At 40.2% G+C, this 26,190-nt stretch carries 30 protein-coding genes; 5 read left to right on the forward strand and 25 right to left on the reverse strand.

The features are described 5' to 3' along the window. Positions 1–26: 26 nt before the first annotated feature. Positions 27–326: a GPW/gp25 family protein gene (locus ABC382_RS05510; protein ID WP_274796858.1), complete on the reverse strand. Its 300-nt coding sequence runs from the start codon at positions 324–326 to the stop codon at positions 27–29. A 154-nt stretch (positions 327–480) separates the two neighbouring features. Further along, positions 481–681 (reverse strand): hypothetical protein, encoded by a 201-nt coding sequence (locus ABC382_RS05515; protein ID WP_274796857.1) that lies wholly within the window; start codon positions 679–681, stop codon positions 481–483. Between the two features lie 77 nt (positions 682–758). Here ABC382_RS05515 and ABC382_RS05520 point away from each other — a divergent pair, with 77 nt between their 5' ends. Beyond that, entirely contained in the window at positions 759–1,031 is a 273-nt protein-coding gene (locus ABC382_RS05520; RefSeq protein WP_322611673.1) for a transposase, read from the forward strand. Between the two features lie 3 nt (positions 1,032–1,034). Here ABC382_RS05520 and ABC382_RS05525 read toward each other — a convergent pair whose 3' ends face one another. From ABC382_RS05525 to ABC382_RS05535, 3 genes are read right to left on the reverse strand one after another with little or no spacing between them, the layout of a single operon-like run. Continuing rightward, positions 1,035–1,718, reverse strand: coding sequence for a YwqG family protein (locus ABC382_RS05525; RefSeq protein ID WP_274796855.1), 684 nt, complete (start codon positions 1,716–1,718; stop codon positions 1,035–1,037). Beyond that, positions 1,708–2,283, reverse strand: a complete 576-nt coding sequence (locus ABC382_RS05530; protein WP_274796854.1) for a DNA-3-methyladenine glycosylase I — start codon at positions 2,281–2,283, stop codon at positions 1,708–1,710. Before ABC382_RS05530 ends, ABC382_RS05525 begins: the two co-directional genes overlap by 11 nt. 28 nt (positions 2,284–2,311) lie before the next feature. Further along, positions 2,312–2,908: a class I SAM-dependent methyltransferase gene (locus ABC382_RS05535; RefSeq protein WP_322611674.1), complete on the reverse strand. Its 597-nt coding sequence runs from the start codon at positions 2,906–2,908 to the stop codon at positions 2,312–2,314. A 128-nt stretch (positions 2,909–3,036) separates the two neighbouring features. Here ABC382_RS05535 and aac(6') point away from each other — a divergent pair, with 128 nt between their 5' ends. Then, on the forward strand, positions 3,037–3,471 hold the full coding sequence (gene aac(6') / locus ABC382_RS05540) for an aminoglycoside 6'-N-acetyltransferase (RefSeq protein ID WP_312506202.1): 435 nt from the start codon (positions 3,037–3,039) through the stop codon (positions 3,469–3,471). Between the two features lie 51 nt (positions 3,472–3,522). On the opposite strand, the gene ABC382_RS05545 is transcribed toward aac(6'), so the two are convergent. The 6 genes from ABC382_RS05545 to ABC382_RS05570 all read right to left on the reverse strand — a co-directional run bounded on the left by ABC382_RS05545 (position 3,523) and on the right by ABC382_RS05570 (position 10,001). Further along, complete coding sequence (locus tag ABC382_RS05545) at positions 3,523–3,714, reverse strand: hypothetical protein (protein ID WP_274796851.1); 192 nt, start codon at positions 3,712–3,714, stop codon at positions 3,523–3,525. Positions 3,715–4,170: 456 nt separating this feature from the next. After that, positions 4,171–5,727, reverse strand: coding sequence for a right-handed parallel beta-helix repeat-containing protein (locus tag ABC382_RS05550; protein WP_322604919.1), 1,557 nt, complete (start codon positions 5,725–5,727; stop codon positions 4,171–4,173). A 210-nt stretch (positions 5,728–5,937) separates the two neighbouring features. Further along, complete coding sequence (locus tag ABC382_RS05555; protein ID WP_322611675.1) at positions 5,938–6,891, reverse strand: hypothetical protein; 954 nt, start codon at positions 6,889–6,891, stop codon at positions 5,938–5,940. Between the two features lie 71 nt (positions 6,892–6,962). Then, entirely contained in the window at positions 6,963–8,645 is a 1,683-nt protein-coding gene (locus tag ABC382_RS05560; RefSeq protein WP_322611676.1) for a methyl-accepting chemotaxis protein, read from the reverse strand. Between the two features lie 161 nt (positions 8,646–8,806). Continuing rightward, the gene (locus tag ABC382_RS05565) at positions 8,807–9,244 is read right to left on the reverse strand and encodes a hypothetical protein (RefSeq protein WP_274796847.1); all 438 of its coding nucleotides are present in this window, start codon (positions 9,242–9,244) and stop codon (positions 8,807–8,809) included. A 4-nt stretch (positions 9,245–9,248) separates the two neighbouring features. Next, on the reverse strand, positions 9,249–10,001 hold the full coding sequence (locus ABC382_RS05570; RefSeq protein WP_322611677.1) for a hypothetical protein: 753 nt from the start codon (positions 9,999–10,001) through the stop codon (positions 9,249–9,251). A gap of 27 nt (positions 10,002–10,028) precedes the next feature. Between ABC382_RS05570 and ABC382_RS05575 the strand changes: the two genes are divergently transcribed. Continuing rightward, positions 10,029–10,259, forward strand: a complete 231-nt coding sequence (locus ABC382_RS05575) for a hypothetical protein (RefSeq protein WP_412926652.1) — start codon at positions 10,029–10,031, stop codon at positions 10,257–10,259. 483 nt (positions 10,260–10,742) lie between these two features. On the opposite strand, the gene ABC382_RS05580 is transcribed toward ABC382_RS05575, so the two are convergent. The 7 genes from ABC382_RS05580 to ABC382_RS05610 all read right to left on the reverse strand — a co-directional run bounded on the left by ABC382_RS05580 (position 10,743) and on the right by ABC382_RS05610 (position 16,717). Next, on the reverse strand, positions 10,743–11,234 hold the full coding sequence (locus ABC382_RS05580) for a GNAT family N-acetyltransferase (RefSeq protein ID WP_274796840.1): 492 nt from the start codon (positions 11,232–11,234) through the stop codon (positions 10,743–10,745). A 307-nt stretch (positions 11,235–11,541) separates the two neighbouring features. Continuing rightward, entirely contained in the window at positions 11,542–12,483 is a 942-nt protein-coding gene (locus ABC382_RS05585) for a VOC family protein (RefSeq protein WP_322604910.1), read from the reverse strand. 170 nt (positions 12,484–12,653) lie between these two features. After that, entirely contained in the window at positions 12,654–13,406 is a 753-nt protein-coding gene (locus ABC382_RS05590) for an alpha/beta hydrolase (protein WP_412926653.1), read from the reverse strand. A gap of 225 nt (positions 13,407–13,631) precedes the next feature. Continuing rightward, positions 13,632–14,156 carry a tubby C-terminal domain-like protein gene (locus tag ABC382_RS05595; protein WP_274796837.1) on the reverse strand — a complete coding sequence of 175 codons (525 nt, stop codon included), beginning with the start codon at positions 14,154–14,156 and terminating at the stop codon, positions 13,632–13,634. Positions 14,157–14,270: 114 nt separating this feature from the next. Continuing rightward, on the reverse strand, positions 14,271–14,990 hold the full coding sequence (locus ABC382_RS05600; RefSeq protein ID WP_322611680.1) for a toast rack family protein: 720 nt from the start codon (positions 14,988–14,990) through the stop codon (positions 14,271–14,273). Between the two features lie 109 nt (positions 14,991–15,099). Beyond that, positions 15,100–15,480, reverse strand: coding sequence for an SRPBCC domain-containing protein (locus tag ABC382_RS05605; protein ID WP_322611681.1), 381 nt, complete (start codon positions 15,478–15,480; stop codon positions 15,100–15,102). 28 nt (positions 15,481–15,508) lie between these two features. Further along, the gene (locus tag ABC382_RS05610; protein WP_322611682.1) at positions 15,509–16,717 is read right to left on the reverse strand and encodes an MFS transporter; all 1,209 of its coding nucleotides are present in this window, start codon (positions 16,715–16,717) and stop codon (positions 15,509–15,511) included. A gap of 143 nt (positions 16,718–16,860) precedes the next feature. Between ABC382_RS05610 and ABC382_RS05615 the strand changes: the two genes are divergently transcribed. Both ABC382_RS05615 and ABC382_RS05620 read left to right on the forward strand, forming a co-directional pair. Continuing rightward, a complete protein-coding gene (locus ABC382_RS05615) occupies positions 16,861–17,718 on the forward strand; it encodes a LysR family transcriptional regulator (RefSeq protein WP_412926654.1) in 858 nt (285 codons plus the stop codon). A gap of 109 nt (positions 17,719–17,827) precedes the next feature. Next, positions 17,828–18,697, forward strand: coding sequence for a DMT family transporter (locus tag ABC382_RS05620; RefSeq protein WP_322611683.1), 870 nt, complete (start codon positions 17,828–17,830; stop codon positions 18,695–18,697). 34 nt (positions 18,698–18,731) lie between these two features. Here the strand turns inward: ABC382_RS05620 and ABC382_RS05625 are convergent, their stop codons facing one another. The 7 genes from ABC382_RS05625 to ABC382_RS05655 form a co-directional block, all read right to left on the reverse strand. Continuing rightward, entirely contained in the window at positions 18,732–19,721 is a 990-nt protein-coding gene (locus tag ABC382_RS05625; RefSeq protein WP_322611684.1) for a sensor histidine kinase, read from the reverse strand. After that, the gene (locus tag ABC382_RS05630; protein WP_274796829.1) at positions 19,718–20,389 is read right to left on the reverse strand and encodes a response regulator transcription factor; all 672 of its coding nucleotides are present in this window, start codon (positions 20,387–20,389) and stop codon (positions 19,718–19,720) included. The genes ABC382_RS05625 and ABC382_RS05630 overlap by 4 nt, the downstream gene beginning before the upstream one ends. Before the next feature lies 1 nt (position 20,390). After that, entirely contained in the window at positions 20,391–21,374 is a 984-nt protein-coding gene (locus ABC382_RS05635; RefSeq protein WP_412926655.1) for an alpha/beta hydrolase, read from the reverse strand. A gap of 130 nt (positions 21,375–21,504) precedes the next feature. After that, positions 21,505–21,882 (reverse strand): DUF3221 domain-containing protein, encoded by a 378-nt coding sequence (locus ABC382_RS05640; RefSeq protein WP_322611686.1) that lies wholly within the window; start codon positions 21,880–21,882, stop codon positions 21,505–21,507. A gap of 113 nt (positions 21,883–21,995) precedes the next feature. Continuing rightward, positions 21,996–22,418 carry a DUF1801 domain-containing protein gene (locus ABC382_RS05645; protein WP_322611687.1) on the reverse strand — a complete coding sequence of 141 codons (423 nt, stop codon included), beginning with the start codon at positions 22,416–22,418 and terminating at the stop codon, positions 21,996–21,998. 40 nt (positions 22,419–22,458) lie between these two features. Beyond that, a complete protein-coding gene (locus ABC382_RS05650; protein WP_322611688.1) occupies positions 22,459–24,270 on the reverse strand; it encodes an ABC transporter ATP-binding protein in 1,812 nt (603 codons plus the stop codon). Beyond that, on the reverse strand, positions 24,267–26,000 hold the full coding sequence (locus ABC382_RS05655) for an ABC transporter ATP-binding protein (RefSeq protein WP_412927253.1): 1,734 nt from the start codon (positions 25,998–26,000) through the stop codon (positions 24,267–24,269). The genes ABC382_RS05650 and ABC382_RS05655 overlap by 4 nt, the downstream gene beginning before the upstream one ends. Positions 26,001–26,190 lie beyond the last annotated feature (190 nt).

Below are 26,190 nucleotides of genomic sequence, written 5' to 3' on the forward strand. Positions count from 1 at the left end.
CACCTGGCAGAATTAGATTTTGATTTTTATTCATTCACAATCACTTTAACAATAGGCTCTAGTTTCCCTATATTCACATCGCCAAGATAATCAACGTCCACTACGACAGCTCGTGGCTCAAATCGTTGGATACATTCTATGAGGCGTTTTGTGTTTATTTTCTTCATACGTTGGAAGGGTTTACGAATATCAGACCTTGTCACATATTCTCGAAGCGGACAAGGGATCGTAAACGTCGATAAAATAAAGGCTACATTTTGTAAAATACTTTCTACTCCTGTAGCTTTCCCATTAACATTACTTAAAGCCGTTACTTGATGTGTCATTCTATCAACCTTTCTTCGTTCATACCGATCTGTTTGTTCTTTGGAAAAAGAGCACTTTGTTATTTATGCGAACTAATCATCATTTATGATTGGTTAGTTTTTATGTACCCAAAGTTATTTTTATTCAAACAAGTTGATAGTTTGACATGCAAGCTTAGCGAATAATGGCATAATAAATGACATACAACCAGCTAAAGCAGCCATGGATGATTGCCCAAATAATAGAATGATTGACACTCCATGAAATCGTAATCGCCAAAACCGAACCAAAGCCAATACCATTTTTAACGACCGTTTTATGCTCCACTTTTTTCACCCTCTTTACTCTTTTCACCCCTCCATCTTGCCACCTCAACGCTTTTCCCTCCTAACGTGATCTTTTGTTTATGCACAAGCAAACAAGGGCAACCTACAAGAAAAGGATGTGATAGGATGACCATCTCCATGCTGGCTGTCCTTATTGTAATACCATGCTTCATGGTTTATCTTCAGCAAAAATGGACTAGCTTTCACCATCCTCTCAACATTTTAGCGGTTATTGCCGCTACCTCTATTACGCAAATTATTCTTGAGGATGCGGTCTTTATGACAACAATTCACGCTGTTTTCTTACACCCCATTTTCCTCATCACAGGTGCTTATCTCGGGTTAGATGTTATTTATCAACTAATCAATTTTACAATTCAAGAAAGAGTGAGACCCTAACTTTTAGTAGAAATCGCAATAAACGTGCCAAGACCTTGTTGTTTCATGATAGAAAAAATAAAAATTGCCGTTATCCACAATGTTCAGCTGTGCCTTGGCATCTGAGGCAATTTGAAGGACAAATGGAGAACCCTCTCCAAAATCAATGCCACTTTGGCAAAAGGTTGGGTAGCCACCGATTTTATGAAGCGGATACAGTTCTTCCACGATATCATCAAAATAATCCAGCGTTCCTTCCTGCTCCAAGGTCAAAATCTTCTCCTCCAATTGAGCAGGCATACCCCCACCATCCCATAGTGGATAGTCATTCGTGATAAGCTTTGGCATTAGCGGGAAGGCTCGTAGTTGATCATGCTGCCATTCACGTTTTACCAAGCCTTCCAATGTTGTGTACGCTCTAATATCAAAATAAGGACGAAGATCATCCTCATTTAAATGGTCGTATACGTGGTCATGGACAAATATAGTTAGTAATTGAAAGGATTTGAGTGCTGTAGGTACATATGGTAGGTCTTGAAGAAAGAATGTAGCAAGTGGCTGATAGCCGGATGGTTGCTGCTCCTCTGGGAAAGACCAACCTACATACCCTATCCAGCTTTCCATCAAATGATGTGTAGGTCGAACGCCACCCGTTTGAAAAACCGTAGCGGGCCTTGCCAGTTGAGCCCTAATTTCTTCAATTGTCATGTGCTAACTCCTGTTGTCGGCAGCAGCAATCCATTATATGATCATTCACCATACCCACTGCCTGCATAAAGGAATAACAAATGGTACTACCAACAAATTTGAAGCCATCCTTCTTCAATTGCTTGCTCATACGATCACTACTATCTGTCGTCACGGGGACTTCTGAAATAGAAGCCCATTCATTGATGAGGGGCTTATGATCAACAAATCCCCAAATATAATTAGAGAATGAACCATGTTTTTCTTGAATTTGCAAATATGCCTTGGCATTCGTTACAACGCTCGCTATTTTTAATTTATTGCGCACAATTCGCGTATCTTGCTGTAAGTCCTGCAGCTTGTCCTCTGTATAAAGGATTATTTTTTCCACATCAAATCCATCAAACGCCTCGCGGTAGCCTTCACGCTTTTGTAAAATTGTCCACCAGCTTAGCCCTGCCTGTGCCCCCTCTAAACAAAGCATCTCAAATAAATGCCGATCATCATAGACTGGTACACCCCATTCCTTGTCATGGTATTCCACATACAACGGCTCATCAAGCTTGACCCAATCACATCTTTTCATTTTTTGATCCTCCATTTTTATGTATAGATTACTTAATGGCTGTAATACAGAGCCATCCTTTACTCGATTTTTCCGTAACATAGACTGTTTGAAAACCGGTACGTTCTAATAATTCCTTCATGGTAGCTGGTGTTTGATAAGCTTCCATATGGTAGTTCATTTTGTAAAGCTCTGCGATGATAATCAATTTCCCTCCGCTTTTTAGCACACGCCATACTTCCGTAACGTCCTGCTCTAACGATGGCCAAAAATAATGTGTTTGAAAGGCAGTGATGGCATCAAAAAATTGGTCCTCGTATGGAATACTCGATACACTTGCCTCCTTGACAATAACCGTGCCATTTTTGACTTGTACTTCATTCATTTTAATCGATTCCTTTACGGCTTGTGAGGAGATATCGATACCATAGATTATACCATTTGAATTCAATTTTGATAAAATTTGGAGTGTTTTTCCTCCACCACACCCTATATCCAACACACGATCTCCATCATTAATAGCCCCTTGTCTAATAAACCATGCATTCATACCTCGATGCGTGATATTCATAATCCGTAGCATCCAGGAGCCGATCCATCCATTTGGTGTTTTCGCCTGTTCAATCAACCTTTGTAAGAGTGACATTCATAGGTACCCCCTCTGTAGATCCTGATGTTACAATAAGCATAACATCAAGAGCTCTTATTACTTTGTACGTGCTAAAATTCATTTTGTTTCATTTTTTACCATAAAACAACAAGGAGAGGTTCCAGATGATACAACAAGCGAAACAACAGGACGCGCTAGCAGCAGCTACATTGGCCTTATTGCTTTGGCCGAATCATACGATCGAGGAATTTACAGAAGAAATGGAAAAGCTACTAACGGAAGATAGCGCAGCTATTTTTCTCGCATACGACTATGACAACGCAATTGGATTTGCCCAATGTCAATTACGAACGGATTATGTAGAGGGTACCGATTCTAGTCCAGTTGGCTATCTTGAAGGACTTTTCGTTAAGGAGGGGTATCGACAGCAAGGCTATGCAAGACAACTGGTCGAACGTTGTGAACAGTGGGCCAAGGAGAAAGGCTGTTTAGAATTTGCCAGCGACTGTGAAATGCACAACGAAGAAAGTTTACAGGTCCATCTGCAGCTAGGCTTTACGGAAGCTAATCGTATCATTTGCTTCACGAAAAAATTATAAAATAAAAAAACACAAGTGTCTTACGTGGCACTTGTGTTTTTTACACATTATTTAATTTAGATATGTATTGTTGGAAATAGTTCGTTCGCGCTCTTCTATAATTAATTGAATCATTAATACCAGTTGTTGTTCGATTCGCATATTGTTTAGATGTAAGATATCAGCAATCACATTTTTTTGCTTTTCTGCTAATTCAATCTCCTCTAACAGTAACATAATTTCTTCTTTTGTCAGCCCAAACATCTCATCTCACCCCAATATCTCTCTCAATTTATTATTGTAAAATCATGACACACATTTCGCAATTAACGTATTATTATCTTAACCTATGAACCATTTTTACTAATTATAGGCTAATCCAGGGAAAATAATCAATCTATTCTCCATTATTACTTAATAATTTTTTTACATTAAATATAAATTTTATTATTTTATTCATAACTTACATACGGGACTGTAGCATTTTTCCAATGATATTTCAAAAGATTGCCTTAACTGCTGTAAAGACATCTATACCATTATAAAAACAAACTGTCATTTTGTCGAATCTTAGCACTATTTAGTAAATTTAAAAGGAGATATAATTGCGCAAACATATTCCTATACCCACTTTTTGTGAGAATGAAACTTATACTCATTTATGCATAAAAAAAGTAATTTCAAAATTGAAACTACTTATCTTATGTGTATAATCGGCTTTTAAATTATTTTCTTAATATCATGTTTCAGTAATTCTTTCATCTCCCTATTTAACGACATGCCTTCAATACGAGTAACCTTTGATGCTGTATCCTTCTGCCATGACGCGCAATGCACATGCCCTTGAATAAATAATTGACTATTCTCCTGTACTACAGCTGGTGCTTTAACGGTACTAATATCTGTATGGCGCATCTCCATTAATGATTTATTGGACAAGGCTAAAAACGGACGAGCTGCCCCATCCACCGTACAATGTTCAATACGCCCCATCGATTGATCCGACCAAATCATAGCATAGGGACTTTCTTGACCATCTTTAAAATAGCTGTTTGCTACTTCGAAAATAGCATCAATGCAAGTAATCCCATTTCCTATCATTTGTTCAAACGTGCAATGCTGTGTAAACAAACGAGCATTATTAATGTAGACATGGTGACTTGTCAGCTCTCGAATGATGGTATGCTGCATCATAATTTTGGCATGGTCATTACCATAGATGCCACCCGATTGGCCAAATTGAATAGTGGATTGCTGGAGCTGAAGTCCACTGGCATCGACAATAATATGAAATTGCTGATGGTTTTGAATTTGACATTCAACCATCGAAACATCCGCTTCGTCCACAATTGTGACACCAACAGCCATGCCATTTCTCACCTGACATTTGCGAAGCTCCACCTTGCTATTTTCGATGAAAACCTGTGCCTTCACATGTCTAGAAAATTGGCAATCATAAAACTTAGCTTCCGTCTTCTCGCCAAGAAAAACCCCATGACCTTGACCGTCTGAAAATATTGAATCAGATACCATTAACTCACTGCGGTGTACGACCATGTTCGAGTCGAGGTGTTCCTTAATTTCACAGCCATCCATCCTAAAAGTCGTGCTATCAAATAGTTGAACACCTACCCCCTGCCCCTGATGAACGAGGCAATTGGTCATCGAAATCTCACTAGACGCTGCAATCAGTTGTGCCTTTTCATGCCCATGAATTTCACAATCCTCCAACGTCATCTTGACATGTCGAATCGCAAAAATTCCATGCTTCTTCCCTTCTAGCAACATACAATTAGCCAAGGTAAGCTCACAGTTTTGCGCAATCACCTGTGCCTTCACATGATGCTCAAAGGTCGTGTCAACAAGAATAACACTTGAACCATTCGCCACACGCAAACCGAAATGATTAAGCGGTGTAGCAAGAACAGCACAATTTTTCATCAATAAACTACCATAGCTCACCATAATCTGTGTCCGAATTAACTGCTCCTCAATAATACAGTTTTCTAGCTGTACATCACCCTTCACATACAGCCCCTGGCCTTGTCGAAACCTTAAATTTCGCATATCCACATGGGTTTGATAGCGAATAAACACGCCACCCTTGATCGTCACATTGCCAACCCCATATAACGTCAGGCGCTTGCCAATATCCAAGCTCTCCTCATAAATACCATCCCGTATTTCAATCATATCCCCCGGCGCAGCCTCTTCAATGGCCTGCCCGATACTTTGATAACGATGCATAATACTCCGCTTCACCACAAGTACTGCCATTTACACACTCCTCAACAAAAAAATGATCGTACCCTATTTATATACCGAACAGGCTTAAGGTTATTCAATTTTGAGTAAAATTGCTGGAATATGCATGAGTTTACAGTGAAATGTTTGAAGATTTTATGAATGGGTGTGTGTTTAGAAGGTCTCTATAAAAAAACCAACAATGATCCTTTTTCAGATCATTGCTGGTTGCATGAAATTATTTTATTTTTTTCGCTTTACAAAAACAAAGGCAAAAATGGCTGCTATGACTACTAGGATCGCAACCATCCACATCGTGCTTGCGTTGGATGTTGTGTCATCTGTAGCAGTTTGTTGTTCCCTTGGTGTTGCGTCTGCTGACTTTACTTCTTTTGCGTCTTCATTTGCTACTTGTGAGGAGCTGATTTGCACATATTGAAGTGTGGCTGTATTGGTTGGGGCTGCTTCGTGCTCTTGGCTGTCTCCGTGACCATCCGCATGCTCACCATGCCCTTCCTCCTGTCCACCGTCGTGACCATGATGGTGATCGCCAGCTGTTGTAAAGATAGAGCGTTCAAGTTGCTGACCTACCCAGCTTTTGACATCTGTTGAATCAGCATAGATACGAGGATGTCCTGACAGCATATATGTTTTACCGTCAATCGTGATCCCAGTTTCGTCCCCTGTTACGACATCTTCAATGGTACCAGTTGGACCTTCTGCAAAGCCGCCCATTTGAATGAGCGTATGCCCACCCATGTCAAATGTAAGATGCTCTGTTAAAAACGCAATGTACTCATCTTTCGTCATCGTTGCATCAGGATTTGCTAGCTCTAATTTATGATGAAAAAGTGCTGTATTGATTTCCTTGTACGTAATGTCTCCTTCTAACGAAGACACGTAATCCTCTTGTTGTGCTGCTTGTGCCAGCTCATCCACTGTTGCTCCCTCTAATCCAAAGAAGCCACCTACCCAGCCTGCAAAATCCTTGCGTGATAAGTTGTCTGTTGGGTTTAAGGCCATATCTTTGCCATTGTACCCAAGTAGCCCAATACTATGTAATACCATAATGTCCTGAATATTTTCTGCTGTTTCAGGCACGTCTGTAAATAGTGTACTTTTATCCATCGTATGGGCGTAGGCAACAGGTGCCATGAATAAAGTACTCATGAGTAATAAAAGTAAATATTTTCTCAATATGATTCCACCTTCCAATTCCATAGTATACAGATGAAATGTGATGGAAGTTTGAAATTCAACGTTAATTTTTATAGCTTAAATTGACGAATCATGGCATTTAATTGTTCGGCCATTTCCGCTAAATGCTCTGCACTATGTTTAATTTCGTCCATGGAGCTTGCGGTTTGTTCAATTGTAGCCGACGTTTCCTGAATACCTGCTGCTGATTGTTCGGAGACGGCTGCAATTTCATCCACCGATTTATTAATCGTGGCAGTATTGTGAACAACCTCTTCTAAGCTAGATGACATGTCATCAATGTTTAACACAATAGCATCGATTGCGTCTGCAATTCGAGAAAATGTGGTATTCGTTTTAGCAATTTGCGTTGCCCCTTTTTCAACTTCCTCATAGCCTTGCTCTAGCGAGAAAGTTACTGTATGTGATTCTTCCTGAATTTTTCTTACAATAGCTGTAATATCATCTACTGAAAAAGCTACCTGCTCGGCCAATTTTCGAACCTCATCGGCCACCACAGCAAAGCCTTTGCCATGCTCCCCAGCTCTGGCCGCCTCAATCGCCGCATTCAGTGCTAGTAAATTCGTTTGGGCTGCAATATTTTGAATGATTGCTACAAGTTGAGAGATTTCTTGTGCTTGATTACTTAAACCTTCTACTTGTTTTACCGCACCCTTCACCATATGCTGGATTTCTTCCATTTGCTTTGTGGAAGTCGACATTAAGTCTCTACCTTCTGTTGATAAAGTTTTAACGTTCTGTGAATACTGTTGAACGTCTTTACTGCTGGCATGAACAGTTGATACTTTGCCAATAAAATCGTTCATGGAGGAAGCGACATCTGAAGCATTACTTGCCTGTAGCTCTGTACCACTCGCAATTTCTGTAACAGTATCAACAATTTGTTCTGTGCCTGTCTTTACCTCTGACGTTGATTGCAATAGCTCCTCACTATGTGCAGCCACATCATGGGAGACCGTTTGAATATGCTTCAATAGACGATTCAAAATATCAGACATCGTATTCGTTGCTTCCATTAGCTGTCCAACCTCATCCTTTGATTGAATTGTTAAAGGAGGGTGACTCAAATCTCCATTTGTTATTCGTCGCATACGCTCGGTTAATGTAATAATGGGTCTCGAAATACCACGAGCACTTAAGAGTTCAATCATCACTGCTAGAAGGACAATAACAATACCTACGATAATAGCGATTAGTTGTTCATTTTCACCAGCGGAAACGATATCGGTGCTTACCTCATTAATGGCTTGCTTCCGTTGCTCTGCTAAGCCTTCATAGCCCTCACGAATAGTCGTTGCTGTCTCATCCATTTTCGTTAAGTTTTCAATGGCGAGTTCGGTATTCCCTTGGTCATATATGGCAAATACTTCTTGTTCAATATAACGATTCCACTCTTTGGCCATCTCCATAAACTTACCGAAATCGCCGGTGGTTGTTAAGGCTAATCGTTTTTCCTCATTTTTAGCTTCTCGTGCTACATTGTCATGGAAAATCGTTTTATATTTTTCATTACCAGACAATACATAGCCTCTTGCCGCAGCTATTCTTAAATCGATGGTTTGTGCTTGCTCGTAGTCGATCATTAATAATTGTAATTCATTTTGAACGATTTGTTCTGTTGCATTGTTGCTTTGTGTGATGGCATAGTAATTGTACACAATGTAGCCGATCATGATGGCGATTACCACACTAAAGGAAAAAACAATGCGTCTACTGATTGTTTTGAACTTCATCTGCAAAAACTCCTTATTTTCCAAATCTATTCCATAAGTAGTAATTTACCACTTAATAAAAAAGATTGGTGTCTTTAGGAATTTTTACTAGATATCCAGATATAACTTCGTCAATATCATGTTTTTTATAGCTACTTTTTTCTTATCTATGGTGTACTGCATTAATCCCAAGCATTAAACATAACGTCTCCAATCGTTTGGCTATTGAAGTAAGAAATGTATTTCCATTCGGTAGCAGATAAGTGATGCAATGCTTGATCCTTTGAAAGTAATGTATTGAGGGTAGCCGCTTCCAAGCATTTGCGCATGGGAAAATATTTGTGTAGCCCGGCCTTTGACAGAAAAGTAAAGCTAAGCTCCTCATCATGCATTGCAAAGGCAATATACGGCATGAAGCGATGATGAAGAATTGTCAGCATCTCCCTATCTATTTCTACAACTGCCTGCATATAAACTAAGTGCGGTTGATCAATAAATTCCGATACCTTCACCTGTTTTTCACTCGTAGCTAAATGATACACCATTGACTGAAACATGCGCATATCCTGCTCGATTAAATGCTCTGCATCAAAGCCTGAAATACCTTTCGTTAAACGCACCCAATCACTCCTTTTGATGTGTTCCTATATGGACCTTCTCTTTGTGACCAGAAATTCCCTGCCTAGTCTGCTGATTTTTTTGGATATGGTAGTCAATATGTAAAAAAGGAATACCAAATAGCGTCATCTTATGTACTGCAGTAAGAGTCTGGTTATCTTCAGCAGCAATTCGAAAATGCTCCTGTAATGGTAGCTGCATCACATATTTCCCTATCGCCAAATAAATCCCCGCATCTTCTCCCTGTTTACTTGTTAGGTGTAGCTGACCTTGTTTTTCGTAGGCATACAGGATGCCGACCATTGTTGAAAATGGTAGTGGTAACGCTATATTCATATAGGTTGTTTGATTACTTGTGTGCTTCGAATATATCGCGACGAAAACGGTTTGCTGCTTGATTGTCCGAATCCAAGCACGCGGAGATTGACGGCTATCTTGTTCTTCATCAACTTTGACAATTCTTCCCGTCATCTCTATTTGTTGATTGGAAAAAGGCAAATTGAGTTGTTGTAGCAAACGACTCATACCTTGATAAAGAAAGGCAAAAGGCTTAAACCATGTTTTCCACTGGACAGTTGCCAACAAACGATAGCTAGTCGTTTGCTCATAGAAATCAGAAATGACCGGGTGTAGCTTCGTTGTATCCACAAAATCTTGTAGAGCATCAACCAAGCCGGGGTGTGGTTGATGTTGATGACGAAGTTTGCCGCGAATTTGGCTCACCGGAAAATTGAAGGTGCGCTGATTTGTTGCTGGCACAGCGACAACGGATTAATGAAGCTCATCTTGACACAAGTCCTATCATTCGTGCTATATGGTCTAACTATTGGCACGTTTATAGGCTTAATTCTAACAAGAATGCTAGCCTTTATCGACGACGGCTCCCCGATGTCCTATGACCTCTTAACAATAGGCTTCACTAGCATCACTCTATTAGGTGCCACACTCATAGTGTTTGCTCTACAAGGCTATTGGATTAGCCGCCAAAAACTAGCCAATGAAATAGTAGACATATAAGAAACAACAGCCCCCTCTTTAATTTGAGGAGGCTGTTGTTCGCTTTGGAGCGGAGGTGGCCTCGGGTTGAGCGGTTTTACTCTCGGGTTGAGCGGTTTTTCCACTGTGTTGAGCGCTTTCCGTCCACTTTGGAGCGGTTTTACACTATTTTCGAGCGGAGTTGACCCGGGATTGAGCGCTTTTACTCCACTTTCGAGCGGATTTACTCTCGGATGGAGCCCTTTTACTCCACTTTGGAGCGGATTCTCCACTGGATTGAGCGGTTTTACTCTACTTTCGAGCGGAAATGACCCGGGATTGAGCGCTTTCAGTCCACTTTTGAGCGGCGTTGCACCTTCTTTGATCACTTTCACTCACTCTCGAGCGACATTTTCTTCATATATTGAGCATCGTCCCTCACTGTGGCATTTTCATCTCCAAATCGAACGCATTCTCCCATAAAAAAATGCACTCCAGAGTATCTTTGGAGTGCAAAACAATCTATTATCCTAATAATTCTTGGTATTCAGGATGTTTTTCGAATTCGGCTTTGGCGAAAGGACATAGAGGGATGACTTGTAAGTTTTCTTTTTTCGCATAGTCGACTGCGGCTTTGACTAATTGCTGGCCGACATTTTGTCCTCTTAGATGTTCGGAAACATGTGTATGATCAAGGATGATTCGACTCTCTCCGACACGCACAAAATGAACCTCTGCTTCGCTTTCTTCTTCGTTCCCAATATAGAATGATTGGCTACCTTGTTTAATTTCCAAAACGTGTTCTCCCTCTTTTCGTTTATATTTTAGTGCACCGCTTGGACAGCGATTGATAACTTCTTCTACTTTTGCGACTTCTGCTTGATCTGCTTTGATCCAAGGTTTCGCTTTGACATTGAATACCTCTGGTAAGCCTTTTACACATTCAGCTGCATGCTGACACATATCTTTATCAAAATAAACAGTTATTTTTTCTCCTTCATATGCACGATACCCCATATGTATGCCCCCTCGTTTTATCTTCTTAGTTGCAACTCTATTATAATCTATTTGTAAAGTGCATAACTATCTCTTTTTTTTAGCGGTATATAATGCTTGAATCAAAGTTTTCACATTATCTTCGTCTTTCGGAAAAGTAGAAATCCTAATATTTGTAATAACTCACCATTTCATAGTGGCTAATTGGATAAGACTCTTTCAATTTAACATGGAGTCGCAATAATCATAGCCAATTGTAAAAATGGTATTATTCGTATTGTTCAAAACTAGTTCCAGCAGCTGCCCATCCATCTCTACCATATACTTGTTAGTCAATCGGTGTTAATTTCTCTTCAATTTCACGTCGGCGGCCTTCCAAAAATGGTGGTAAATCTAAGTCTTTGCCCAAATCTTCAACAGTCGTATCCACTGTAAAGCCTGGTCCATCTGTTGCAAGTTCAAATATAATTCCGTGTGATTCCTTCATATAAATACTAGAGAAATAATAGCGATCCGCTTTTTTTATGATGCTAAAGCCAAAATCTTTAATTTTTTGTTCCCATTGGTCTAGCTCTTCCTTATTTTTCACACGAATGGCTAAATGGTGAACACTTCCTCTTCCAGGCTTTTCTTTAGGACCATCCTGTTCTACGACGACAATTTGACCTTGTAATTGACCTTCTTCAGCCTGAAAAACAGCTTGGGACGTTGATCGTGTTAGCTCTGTATAGCCAAACAGTTGGACCAAAGTTTGTTCAGCCTCTGCTAATGAGCTAACTGTTAATTCCACTGGCCCCATTCCTAAAATTTGATGCGCCATCTCAACAGGTGAATCTCCCCACTTTGTCCATTCTTGTGGAATTTGCTTATCTTGATTATTTAAAAATACAAGGCGTAGACCATCCGGATCTTCAAAGTGAATCGCGTCCGTTTCACCGTATTTTGTTAAGCCACTGTGCTCAATCGCAAATTCATTTAAGCGATTTTCCCAATAGAGTAAGCTATCGTAAGAAGGAACAAGTAAACCAATTCTCGTAATGGCATCTGTCCCACGATGTGTACGACCTGCGTGCGATAATTCAAAAAATGTGAGGCCTGTCCCTGGGCTACCTGTTAAATCACCGTAAAATAGATGATACATACTTGGGTCGTCTTGATTGACGGTCTTCTTCACTCGACGAAGCCCTAAAATTTGATGATAAAATTGATGATTTTCCTGTGCATTTTTTGTAATCATTGAAATATGATGGTGTCCTGTGATTGTTAGCATGTAAAATCTCTCCCTGTACTTCATGTTGATTCCCTATAGGGTTTGTCAAAACGTCAAAACCATTCTTGTTATTTGTCTCGAATTCGAGATATACTTTAAAATTATCTCGAATTAAAATATCTTTAATTCGAGATAATAATATCATGATTTTGAGTGGTAGTCAATACTCTCTATTGGGTAAGATCCCCATTATTCATCCGTAAAAATTCCATCATTTCCTTCATAATGTCCTCTTGATCTCGACCTAAAGTCATTAAATGTTTGGAGTTTGCAAAGCCCTTTAGTTTCTTTTTAGAGGATTGGACTTGCTGATAAATTGTTTCAGCGCTTTGGGCGTATACATCTTCATCTCGTTCACCATAGAAGATAGCGATTGGGATTGTAATTTTATTGAGATGTAGCATTGTATCTTTGATAAAATGTTGGAATGCAATAAAAGAATCTAACGGCATGTTCGTAAATGGCTCGATTTCGTTAGAAATTTGAAGTGCTGATTTGCCCTCTATATTTTTATAATTATAAGCATAGTCCATGATTCTTTGCTTTAGTTGTTCGGGTTCCTTCTCAACCGGTACAGATAAAACGATGATTTGTTCGAGCTGTTCTAATTGTGCAAGCTTCAACGTGAAAATACCTCCAATGGAGATACCGATAACAGAAATCTTTTGATAGCCTTCATCGAGTAAAAACTGATAGGCATTCATGACATCTTGCCACCAGTCGTTTACATTATATTGTAATAATTGTTCTGGTGCATTGCCATGTCCACGGTATAGCGGGGCATAGCATGTATAACCCTCTTCATGTAGCTTAGCAGCAACCTTCTTCATATCTCTTGTATGACTTGTAAAGGAATGTAATAGCAATAGGGCATGCTCATTTCCTTGTAAGTAAATTTCTTTAGCTGGAAGTATGTTTACCATAGTCTAAGCACCTTTCCTTGATCGATTAAAAATATTGAATGACATGTCTCACCTTTTTGATTTGTCATTGCAGCAAATTATATTATCTCGAATTCGAGATAATTGTAGCATCGCGTTGCACATACGTCAATTAATAAAGGAGGTGACGACCACTCATTTATTGGTACTTTCTTTCCCCACTGAACAGGCAAATGAAACCAGCCTGAAAGCTGATCTCATTTGCATTTATGCCCCAACAAACAACACAGCCTGTCCAATGGCAATGAAGAAGGCTTCATGCTGAATCGGACTACTGTCTTCCACCTGCAACGTGATGTCAAAATGAGTGTCACAGAAAGTAGCTTGCCAGCGTGCAATGGGCTGCTCATTCACAGTAAAAACAGACCAGTCCTCCATTTCTTTGCTGAGCTTGATTTGTTGTTCTCCATCCGTAATTAGAAGATCAGGTATCATGATTTGCCAGCCATCGTATGCAATCATATAGTCTTTTCCTGTTACTAAATCCTTGCCTCGAAAATGCACACGACCACGTCGAGATACTTTTTTACATGTAAAAAGAGGCTGCTCCTTTGTATCATGGACATCAAAACGGACAAAATAACGATAGTCCATTGTTCGATCAAAGGCCTTCTTTAGCGCATTGGTATACACACGTTGCACAGTGGACGACACCTCTCCCGCTTCATTGAAAATGTTAATGACCTCTGTTGATTCGATGGCTGCTGGTTGCTTGTATGTATAAGTTTTCACTACGTTCGCTCCTTCAACAATTGCTTTCTTAAAGCTACCATACAATCAGCATCAAATACAATTGACCTTTGACACAAAAAAGTAGACTACTTCATAAAGTAGCCTACGAACTGTTTATTTATCTAGTTTAAACGTAATGTCTCCAACGCCTAATTCTGAATTGATTTCTAGCACGACATCCGATTTATCATAGGCGTCATTGACATAAACACCATTACCCTTGGACACAAGACCTTCAACATTTGAAGAACCAATGCCCTTTTCTGTTGTTAATTTGACTCCAACCTTTGAAGGTAAAATAACAGTTGTTTGACCTACTCCCGTTTCAATGTTTGTGGTAAAGCTTTTTTTCCAATCGCCACCTAAATTCACTGTCAGCTCCCCGACACCTGCTTCAATATCTAATTGTTCAAGCTGGAGCCCCTGTAAGTCGAGATTAGCAATGGCTGCACCTGTTTCCACAGATAAATCCATTGGAATATCGTCATTTAGCTGAATCGCCCATGTGTTCTTAATTTTAGAAAGACCTAGCTTTGTAGAGCCTTTATGCTTGATTTCGATTTCCCCTGTATCACCATGTTTATCATAGCTTACGTGAGGGGCAAGCTTTTTAATATTATAGTCAGCCTTGCCTTCAACCCATTCCTTGGCGCCACTTGATACATTCATTTCACCAACACCTAATTCGATGTCTACCTCTAATGCTTTCGCTTTATCCTTTTCCACCAAAATCGTTTCCTCACGCATTTTGCTTGGAAAAACGGAAAAGCACCCTGATAATAGCAATGCAGATGTGCCCATCACGACACCTAACCCAACTAATTTTTTCAACATTATTTCCTCCCGCTATATAATCTGCCAATAATTTCATTATATAGGAGTAAATAATTTAAAATACGACCTTACGCTTGAAATTTTCCTAAGACCTGAGACGTAGAAACTGCTATGGATAAGGGATGGCGCGCCCCTCCAGCAAAGCTTTCAAATTAGCGAGTGAGGCATCATAGCCTGGCGAATTGAAGCTAACATTAGTGCCACTGTGTTGTTTTGCTAACGTAATGGCTATTAACGTTTCAGGAACCTCTAAGTAAAATGAAAATGTCTCATTCTTTTTTACCTGTTGAATGGTTAGCTCCATAGGTAGTTGTTCAGATAATTGGTTATGGGCATTCGGCATTAACGTAAACGTCATCTTCTCCCCCGCTGCCAATTTTGGGATGTCCCATGTCGAGCCTGGCGCATACCATTTGGAGAGGGATTGCTCCTCTGTAATGGCCTGCCAGACGTCATCAATCCCCGCATTAATCCAAATTGAACTTGTCATTCCAACACCCTCCAATTTCTATTTTCCATTATTTTACCGAATATTCAGGTGTTAGACTACTGTTGGTTGTTCTATATAAATTAAACGCTCCAATGATGACCATCACCGCTATTAAATCCATGGCCAGTTGATGACTGGAGAAAAGGGCAACCAATAACCCATAGCATGTTGGTGCTAAGACAATAAAGAATTGATTGATCGTTAGCGCCGTGCTAACAGTCAGTCCTACTGATTGAGAATCTGATTGCTCTGTTACACAAGCGATATATAAGGAATACCAGCCAAGAGCAAAAAATCCAAGGATCGAACAAAAAATGATCATCAAGCTCTTCGCAGACATGACAAAAGGCAGACAGCCTATCATAATAAAGGTGGCTACCATGACGAGCACTAATAATGATTCACGTTTTTGAGAGAAATAACAGTCACTTATCCACGCAAGCACAATTCTTCCTACCATTCCACCAAGCAAAATGATACTTAAATACTTTCCAGCCTCCGTTAATGAATAACCACCTTCTTGATGCAAATAGCTCATCAAATGGGCAATGATCACCATTTGTAAGGACATCATGACAATGCCTACAAAATAAATAGGATAGAGCGCGCGATTGTTCTTAATGGCATGCACCTTCTCTTTAAAGGTGACAGGATTTGCTGCAACGGTTACACGCTGTTTAGGTTCCTGATACAGCAGTAAAAATAACAGTCCTCCCGCAATTGCTACCAAGCCCTGTGTTATATGCACAGAGGTTAGGTGGATGTGTTGGTACAGATAGGTTAGAATGCTTGAGGCCAACGCACCGCCGATTGGAATTCCTGTCTGACGAATACCGATAGCAAGCCCTCGATGCTTATCTGGAAACCACTTGACGATAGCTGAACTACCACCAGTTTGTGCACTGCCATACCAAATCCCAACAACTATTAATACGAGTAGCAATGTCGTATAATGGTGCACAGGAATTAATAATAAGCTAGAAAGTCCAAGTAAAATGGAGCCCCATCCGATTAGTTGTTTTTCTCCTTTTTTATCCATGAAATAGCCGAATACAAGCATGGAGAAAATCGGCCCTATATTAACAGCTGAGACAATCAGTCCAGTTTGAAATGATGATAGACCCCATTCTATTTGATAAAACGAAGCAACAGGCCCCATGCCGTATGTGACAAAGGTTGCTGCTGTCTGCGAAAGTGTAGCCACAAGCAAAATAATCCATTTATAATATGTATGCATATGTTCCCTCCATAAGTGCTATACTGCTTTATTTGTGCAGTATAATGTTCGTTATCTAGAGTTTACGTTGACCGATTCACTACGTAAAATGGAGGAAAATGATAGCGACTATCAAAAAATTTAATAGGTGTGTGACAAACAACATGAACATTGAAGAAATCGCCTTAAAAATGGAGCTTTTAGAAAGGCAAAACTTGAGTAAATCCGCTGAAATCACCAATTATACACAATCAGCCCTCACATCCAAGGTTAAAAAAATGGAAAGTGAGATTGGACAAGAGGTTTTTAAACGAACGCCCCAAGGCTTAAAGCTAACGGAGGTAGGCGATCACTACTTACAATTTCTAAAAAAGGTCGCTCACGACTATGAGGAATTTTTACATAGGATTGGATTGACTCAAACGAGTATCCATTTTGGTACTTCTCATACAACCATTAAAATATATGGGGCAGCGATTATGAATGCGCTCCAAACGAGTCATAGTCCGATTGATGTGGATTTCACAGTAGAGTCTAGTACATCGTTAAATTATAGAGTTCACCATGCCGAGCTGGATTGTGCCTTGACCAGCAATCCACTGAAGCACTATGCCGATTTGCACTATGATTTGATCGCTACTGAAACATTTGAAGTAATCTCAAGCCCTGCTCATGTTATTGATTTTGAACAGCGAACGCCTGTTACCTTACTCGTGCTAAGTAAAGGGTGTATGTATTCGAAGGCATTAGCACAGTGGCTTACAAACAAGCAAATACCCTTTACGATGAAAGAAATAAAATCCGTGAGTAGCATTCTTGATTTTCTTCAAATCGAGCATACGTTGGCGGTGTTAAACACAAAATTACTCGCACTCTATCCTTGCCCTGATTTGCATCATTATCACTTGGACAATCTTCACAATGTCATTGAAACCGTCTTTATTTATAAAAAAAACGACAGTAAGCTAGCCCCTATTATGCAATTAAAACAGGTGATTGAGTCATTGCTTGAGAGGAACTAACGTTGAGCCTTATTTTGTGCTACTATTCTAAAAAAATATATTATTCATGCTGTGACTGCTCTATAATAGGTTTGTCTTTATTATTCTAGTAAAAGCATAGGAGTACATCATGTTTTATTACATCTCGTTGTTTTTTGCAGTATTTGCGTTATCGACCTCAGCTATTTTTGTTAAATTAGCTGATGCACCCCCTGCCATTACGGCCTTTTATCGACTATTTTTTGCGATGCTCGTGTTACTTCCCTTTTTATTAGCGCAAAAGGGCTTGCGTCATGAACTTACGAGCCTCTCCAAAAAGCAGTGGGGGCTTGGCATTCTATCAGGTTTATTTTTATCGTGCCATTATGTCCTATGGTTTGAATCATTGAACTACACATCCGTGGCAAGTTCAACGGTTATTGTGACATTACAGCCATTATTCTCTTTAGTAGGAAGCTATTTTTTATTTAAGGAGCGTTTTTCAAATGGGGCCATTGTTGGCTGTTTCGTTGCCATCATCGGCTGTTTCATTATCGGCTGGCAGGATTTCCAAATTAGTGGACAAGCCCTCTATGGCGATATTCTGGCCTTTATTGCAGCGGGCATTATTACCGCCTACTTTTTTATTGGGCAATCTGTGCGCAAAGATTTATCACTCATTCCCTATTCAGTTATCGGCTATGGCAGTAGCTCCATTTTCTTAGCCATTTATGCACTCTTTATGAAGGAATCGTTTTTCGATTATTCAGCTTCGACATGGTGGGCCCTTGTAGGATTAGCCGTCATTGCCACGATTTTCGGCCAAACTATTTTTAATTGGCTATTAAAATGGTTAAGTACTACGGTCATCTCCATGAGTATTTTAGGAGAAACGATTGGCACATGTATACTAGCCTATTTCATATTAGATGAGATGATTTCGGTGCAACAAGGTGTTGGTATTCTAGTCATTTTACTAGGCCTCGCCCTCTTTTTATTGCAACAACGTAAATCAGCTTAAATGGAAAAACAACGGCAAAGGCTGCCGTTGTTTTTTATTCGTGTGTGAAGCGGAAGGTAGTACCATCCTTGTTTGATTGTAAGAATGCTTCAATATGTAACGTCTTGGCAATATCTTGAATGATTTTCAGTCCAAGTCCGTCATGCGCATCTTTAGGCGTAAAGCCGATGCCATCATCAGACATGATGACTTGCCCATCTTTTATAATTACCTCTAGCTTGGATGCTTGAGCATGCTTTAACGTATTTTGAAAAACATTATCAAATAAACGCTGGAGCCATAATTCATTGCTTATCCATATTACATGCGCATCTTCAGGATGAAAATGAAGGGCAATATTTTGCATGCGATATAAATAACGCCATTTCTTTATCATCGTTGTTAATAGCTGTGCAAGCTGTACTTCTTCCTGCATAACATAGGCATTTTCGCTTGTGTCAAAGGACTGAAGCTGAAATTCATTCGTTAAATTTGTTATATAGTGAATTTGTTCAGTTAACGATTCCACCAATTTAGGCTGCTCCTGCAATTGATCTTCTAGATAAAACAATTGCAAACGAATAGCTGTTAGTGGTGTATGGATGTCATGTCGCAATTTTTGTAGTAGCTCTTTTTGCAGCTCCTGCTGTTGTGCTAGCTCTAATTCTCGGTATGTTGTACGCTCAATTAGGAGATTAACTGATTGAATCAGCTGGCCGATCTCATCTTCACTTGTGACAGCTAGCGTTTCTGGAATGCGCTCATTACTTGCCAACTCTCGGATTGTGTTGTTGAGCATGGTGATTTTTTTCAGTAAGGAATGAATCGATGTTGAAAACAACAAAGCTAATAAGGCAAAAGAAATGACAAACGCAAATAGCATAAGCGGATAGGCAAATGACTCATGAAAGGGAGTCCCGTCATTTTTCATTTTAATAGCTTTATCGTAAAGAATAGACATTGTCACACTAATACCTAGTATCACCAACGGTACACTTACAATTGCTAAAAATAATAAAGTACGGTATTTGTTTTTTAAGGTCATTTTTTGATGTAGGTATTCAGCCGATACCCTTCCCCATAAATATTTTGTAAGATAGTACCTGCTGGATCGTGTAGCTTTGTTCGTATTTTTTTAATATGGACATTGAGAAGATTATGATTGCGTTCATCTAGTGGCCACAAATAGTCGAAAAAATGGTCCTTTGTTAATACTCTATCGCGGTGATCAAATAAATAAAAGAAAATTTTGCGCTCAATTGCTGTCAAGGCGATCTCCTCATGGAGACTCTGATAAAACACTTTCCGCCGTTCCCCATCAATGAATAAATGCTGTATATGTGTAAATGTACCATAATGCTGAGTCAGCATTTTTTTCATCCTTAGCAAAAGCTCTCTTGGGTCAAACGGCTTTGTCATATAATCCTCTCCAACCGTTAAGCCCTCTAGCTTACTTTCAATATCATTCCGTGCCGAGAGAAAAATGATAGGAATGTTTAAGCCTAATCGTTTAATAGTTTTGCTTATTTGATAGCCATCCTCTCCTGGCAGCATAATATCCATAATGACTAAATCTACTTGCTGAATCAGCGCCATTACATCTTTGCCATCTGTTTTCCAGACAGCTTCATAGCCCTCACGCTGCACTATTTTTTGTAGTAAATCACCAATCATCGCATCGTCTTCCACAATTAAAATCCTAAATCCTTGCATCTTATCGACCTTTCCTGTTAGCATTCGTTGTCATAAATTCCATCGTTAGTTGATAGATTTCATCAGGCTGATAAAGATAAATGCTATGTGTGCCACTTACCTCTTTTACCTCTGCATGAGTGAATTGCTTCGCAAAATCAGTATAATCCTGCCTATTTTGCTTCGTATATATTGAATCTTTCTTTTCCTCCGCAATGGCATCAATTAGTAATACCGGCGTATTTTTCGGCTTAGGAAGCTGTTCTGATTGTAAACTATTTTCATAGACCTGTAACAGCTCATTTTTCATATCTTCATTAAAAAATTGCTTAAAGGACAATGCCTGATATATTTTCTTTTCCTCGGCAGTTAAAAAAGACATGTTCAGCACTTGTGGATTATACACCTGTGAGGGCATAAGTCGATGGAAGCCAATTTTAGTGGCTAGGTGCATGGCCTTTATCATCCATCTATCGACAGTCCCCATTTGATGCTTGATATATTGACTAGGTAAGCTAATATCAAGTGCGATGATGCCCTTTACTTCCTCTGGATATTTTTGTGCCCAGTAAATAGCTTCAAGCCCAGAGATCGAATGAGGGACGAGTGTATAAGGAGGCTGAAGACCACTTTGCAGGAGGGCTTCTCTTGTTTGAGCTAGAATCGTATTAATGTCTCTTTCATCATGGGCTATATCGCTATAGCCATACCCTGCACGATCCACAACAGCAATTTGATTGTGCTGTGAAAACTTGCGATAAAGCCCTTTGAATTCATAAACAGGTGCTGCAATGCCTGATCCAGCCATAAAGACATACGTATCCTCGCCTGAACCCTCCTGATAAACATGGATGTTTTGCCCATCGACGTTCACTAGTGTGCCGTTAGGTTGTAATATGGCAGATTCCTTCTGTACTAAAGTATAGTGGTAAATGCATACGATCGCGATGCCAAGCACGAGCAATGCCCCAAAGTAAACAAACCATTTCTTTACTTTCTTTTTCATACGCTTCTCCTTTCCGTTGATACTTGCAAGGATACACGTTAAAAATAAATTTCTAATTAATTTTTGCGGGAAATCCGTAAAAAAACTCAACCCTTTGGCACTTCTTCACCAAATGATTGAGCTGTTATTTTTACTTATCGATTAATTGGATCGTAGTTGCAGTACCCTGCGCTGGGTATGACTCAAGATAAGTACCAGTAGTCCAAATGGCTACTCGATCACCAATGGTAAAATCACTCGTATCTGAATAAGACACAATAAAAGCATTTGGCATGGCCAATTCTAAAATTTCGCGTTTACTTAATGCAAGGTCTTTTTCCGCAACATTCCAAACAACTGTAATAGACTTCTCTGTTTTGTCGATTATAATTCCTTCTATATCTGCAACCCTTTCCCTATCATTTGATGATGCTTCATCTACTATATTAGGTTCATTATTTTTCCCTGCACAACCCCATAAACTTAAGGATAAGAATAACAAAAGGATCATAGAACTTAGTTTACGCAAATGAATTTCACCCGCTTTCTACTCTCTATCCTTTTAGACGTACTCAATTTAGTATCGTTACACATATTGATACATAAAAGCTGCCTACATAGTGATAGGCAGCTTTCTTTGTGCTAGGCTTCTGGATAGGTTTTTCGAAAAAAAGCGATGGATTGTTGTATGAGTGCTTTTAAGATAGCTTCATCCACGTCAGCAAGTTTATTAATATAAACACAGGCTTTTCCCGTTGTATGCTTACCAAATTGCTGCAATAGCTGCTCTCGCTCAAAATCACCTGGAGCAAAATATAGACTAATTTTTGCTTTGCGAGGAGAGTATCCAACAAGTGGTGCATCGCCTTCATGGCCTGTTTGATATTTGTAGTGATAATGACCAAACCCGATAATACTCGGTCCCCACATTTTAGCATCGTAGCCTGTGACCTCTGTAAAAATATCTAATAGTCGAAAGGCATCCTCCCGCTTTTTCGGGTGGTCTACACTCTCGATAAATTCAATGACACTTGCATCCGTTTCTTTCGTCTTTAATTCGTACATCCTAATCCCTCGCTTTCAGAAAGAATATCTCTATTATTCCCTATTCTACCTGCTCTAACAATAGCTTTTGCTGTAGATGACGATAAATCCCCTGTTGTTGCATGAGCTCATGGTGACTGCCTTGCTCGACAATTTCACCCTGCTGAATTACGAGTATTTGATCCGCATTCTCGATTGTTTTTAAACGGTGCGCTATAACAAAGCTTGTGCGGCCCCGCATTAAATGCTGTAAGCCCTTTTGAATATCGACCTCCGTTTGTGTATCCACACTCGATGTCGCTTCATCCAAAATTAAAATATCAGCATTTTCTAAAATAGCCCGAGCGATCGCAATTAACTGTCGTTGTCCCTGACTTAAATTAGCACCGCCTGCCTGGACTGGAGTATCGTACTGTGCTGGTAAATATTTAATAAAATGATGGGCATTGGCGATTTTCGCCGCTTCGACGACTTCTTCATCTGTCGCATCGAGCTTCCCAAAGCGAATGTTTTCTCGGATGGTGCCGGAGAACAAATATGTGTCCTGTAAGACGACACCGACTCTTTGACGAATGCCCGCCATTTGATAGTGCTCGATATTGTGCCCATCAATCAGAATTTCACCTTGATCCACGTCATAAAAACGCGTCAGTAAGTTGATAATCGTTGTTTTTCCAGAGCCTGTTGGACCAACAAGCGCGATCGTCTCCCCTGCCTTCGCATGGAAGTGAATGTTTTTTAGAACAGGCTTATCTGGCACGTAGCTAAATGACACTTGCTTGAAAACAACATCTCCTTTTAACGACGACGCCTCGATAGCATTTGGTACATCACTTACTTCTGATGGTTCATCCATAATCTCAAAGACACGCTCTGCTCCAGCAATGGCAGATTGAAAAGTATTTAATAGATTGGATAACTGATTCAGCGGACGGAAAAATTGCCTTGTATAAGTAACAAACGCTGCAATGATGCCAACCGTCACAACACCTTTTACAGCTAAGAAGGCTCCTGTTCCAATGACGACAGCTAAGCCTAAATTATTCATAAAGTTATTAATAGGTCCAAGTAAGCCCGAGGTAATTTCTGCTCGCTGGGCTGAGTTTCGTAGGTTTTCATTTTGCTGATGGAAGATGTCAATTGTTTGCTGCTCCTTACCAAAAAGCGTGAGCACCTCTGCTCCTGTAATCATTTCCTCGATATAGCCGTTGAGCTTACCAAGATCTCGCTGACGTGCTGCATAGTTTTTACTACTGCGTTTAATAATCTGCTTGGTCGTGAAAACAATTAGCGGAATAATAATTAATGTCACGATCGCTAATTGCCAGCTTAATGTGAACATAGCGATACTCACACCAATCACCGTTAAGATGGATGATACGATTTGTGTGACACTTTGAGCCAGTGCCGTGTTTAAATTATCAATATCATTTGTGACACGGCTCATTAAGTCGCCAAGCGCACGTTGATCAAAAAATCGTAATGTCAGCGTTTGAAGCTTTTGAAATAGGTCCAGACGTAATGTCCGAATGGTTTTCATGGCCACTTGAATCATGACATACGTTTGTAGCCATGTCAGAATAGACGCAACCGTAAATATGACAGCCAACACGATGCCAAGACGAATCGTTCCATCAATATCCTTTTTTATAATATAGTCATCAATAATATGGCCAATCATGTAAGGTCCTGCAAGACTTAAAAATGTAGAAGCCATGACAAAGAAGATGGATAAAAACAGCCCTAATTTTTGCTGTTTTACATAGTGCCATACTCGTGCTAGTGTTGCTTTTTGATTTTTTGCTTTCTCAGCTGGCGCTCCCATGCGTGGACCACGTCCAAAATTCATTTGCTTTGGTTGACTTTGACTCATCCTTGTTCACCAGCCTTTTGCTGTGACGCGTAAATTGCTTGATAATGTGTATTTGATTGTAGTAGTTGCTGATGGGTTCCTTGCCCAACAATGCCGCCATCCTCTAGAACCAAAATGACATCTGCTTGCTGAATAGAGGCAATTTTCGAAGCCACAATGATCGTCGTTGTACCTTGATACTGTGTGGCAATTGCCTGCTGAACATGTTGCTCTGAAGCACTATCGAGCGCAGAGGTTGTATCATCAAGCACTAAAATGGCAGGCTTGCGAATGAACGCACGACTTAAAGCAAGGCGCTGCTTTTGCCCCCCTGATAAATTCGTAGCCCCCTGTGACAATTCATGGGCTAAGCCTTGATCAAGACGCTCCACAAACTCACTGGCACACGCCGCCTCTAAGGCCTGTTGAATCTCCTCCGCAGTCGCATCGTCCTTGCCGAGTCGTATATTTTTCTCAATCGCACCTGAAAACAGCAGGGCTTTTTGTGAGGTAAAGCCAATATGCTCTCGTAGCGTTGATAAGGAGTAGGCTTTTAGTGGTTTACCATCTAAGCGAATTTCCCCAGCTGTTGGATCAAACAAGCGAGGCAACAGCTTTACCAGTGTTGATTTACCACTACCTGTTTTCCCAATAATCCCTACCGTTTGCCCCGGCTTAACAGAAAACGAAATGTTTTTAAGGACATCCTCTGCTGTCTCATAGTAACGATAGCTTACATGATCAAAGTCAATCGCTCCTTTAATGGGGTCTGTCAGCGGCTGTTGTGCTTCCTTAACAGCAATGTCTTTGTTTAACACATCGACAATCCGTTCTCCAGATGGCAATGCTCGTGCAATTTGCATGAGTACCATACTTGAGGACATCAGCCCATTTAAAATAATCGTTAAATAGTTAATAAAAGCGAGAATAACCCCAACTTGTACAGTACCTGCTTCTACCTTGATTGCGCCAAGCCAAAGCGCTGCAACGATTCCCAGATTGACAACGAACATCGTAAAGGGCACCAGTACCCCAACAATTTGCTCAGCGGTAATAAATCGTTTCGTTAGCGTATGATTTAAATCACCAAACTGCGCCACCTGTTGCGTCTCACGGCGAAAGGCTTTGACCACCCGGATACCAGCCAAATTTTCCTGCAGCTTTGTATTGACCGCATCAATAGCCTCCTGCACACGACGATATAGCACGCCCGAATACTTTGTGAAAAAATACATGGCGATAATCAGCAATGGCACAATAATAAGGAGGATGGAAAAAAGCTCCCGCGCTGTTACAAACACAATAATGACTGCCCCAATAAACAACAGCGGCCCTCGCACAAAAATACGCAGCGTCATCATAAACGCCCGCTGCATACTTTCCACATCACTCGTTAAAATGGTGATAAGCTTCCCTGTCGTAAACGCATCTCGCTCCTTAGCCGAATACGTCATCATCTTCTCATACAGAGCCTGCCGAACATCCGACGCAAAATGAATCGCCGCCTTCGAGCTATAGTAGGAGCAACCAACCCCACCAACAAGCCCAAGTACTGCACTGCCGAGCATTAACACAAACATATTCAATACATACTGATGATCGCCTTGGACAATCCCCGTATCAATCATATGCTGCATAATGGTCGGCTGAATTAAATCCATCGTCACCTCCAACACCATCAAAAGAGGTGCAATCAACGTGAAAAATTTATAGGGCCCCAAATACTGCCCTAACTGTTTAACTGCCTGCATACCTTCGTCTCCGTTCTTTTTAAATCCCATTCGTTCCTCATTATAACTGAAAATCATTCCCATTTGGCAATAATTTTTCGAGTCACGTAATATTCTGGCCTCGTCGAAATGGATGAGTGGGTTCTGACTTTTGAGCTGGGGCCATTCACTTTCGGGCGGAGTCAAGCCTTTGATGAGCGGGGTTCTCTCG

The sequence above is a fragment of the Lysinibacillus phoenicis genome (assembly GCF_047238325.1).
Lineage (GTDB): Bacteria > Bacillota > Bacilli > Bacillales_A > Planococcaceae > Lysinibacillus > Lysinibacillus irui.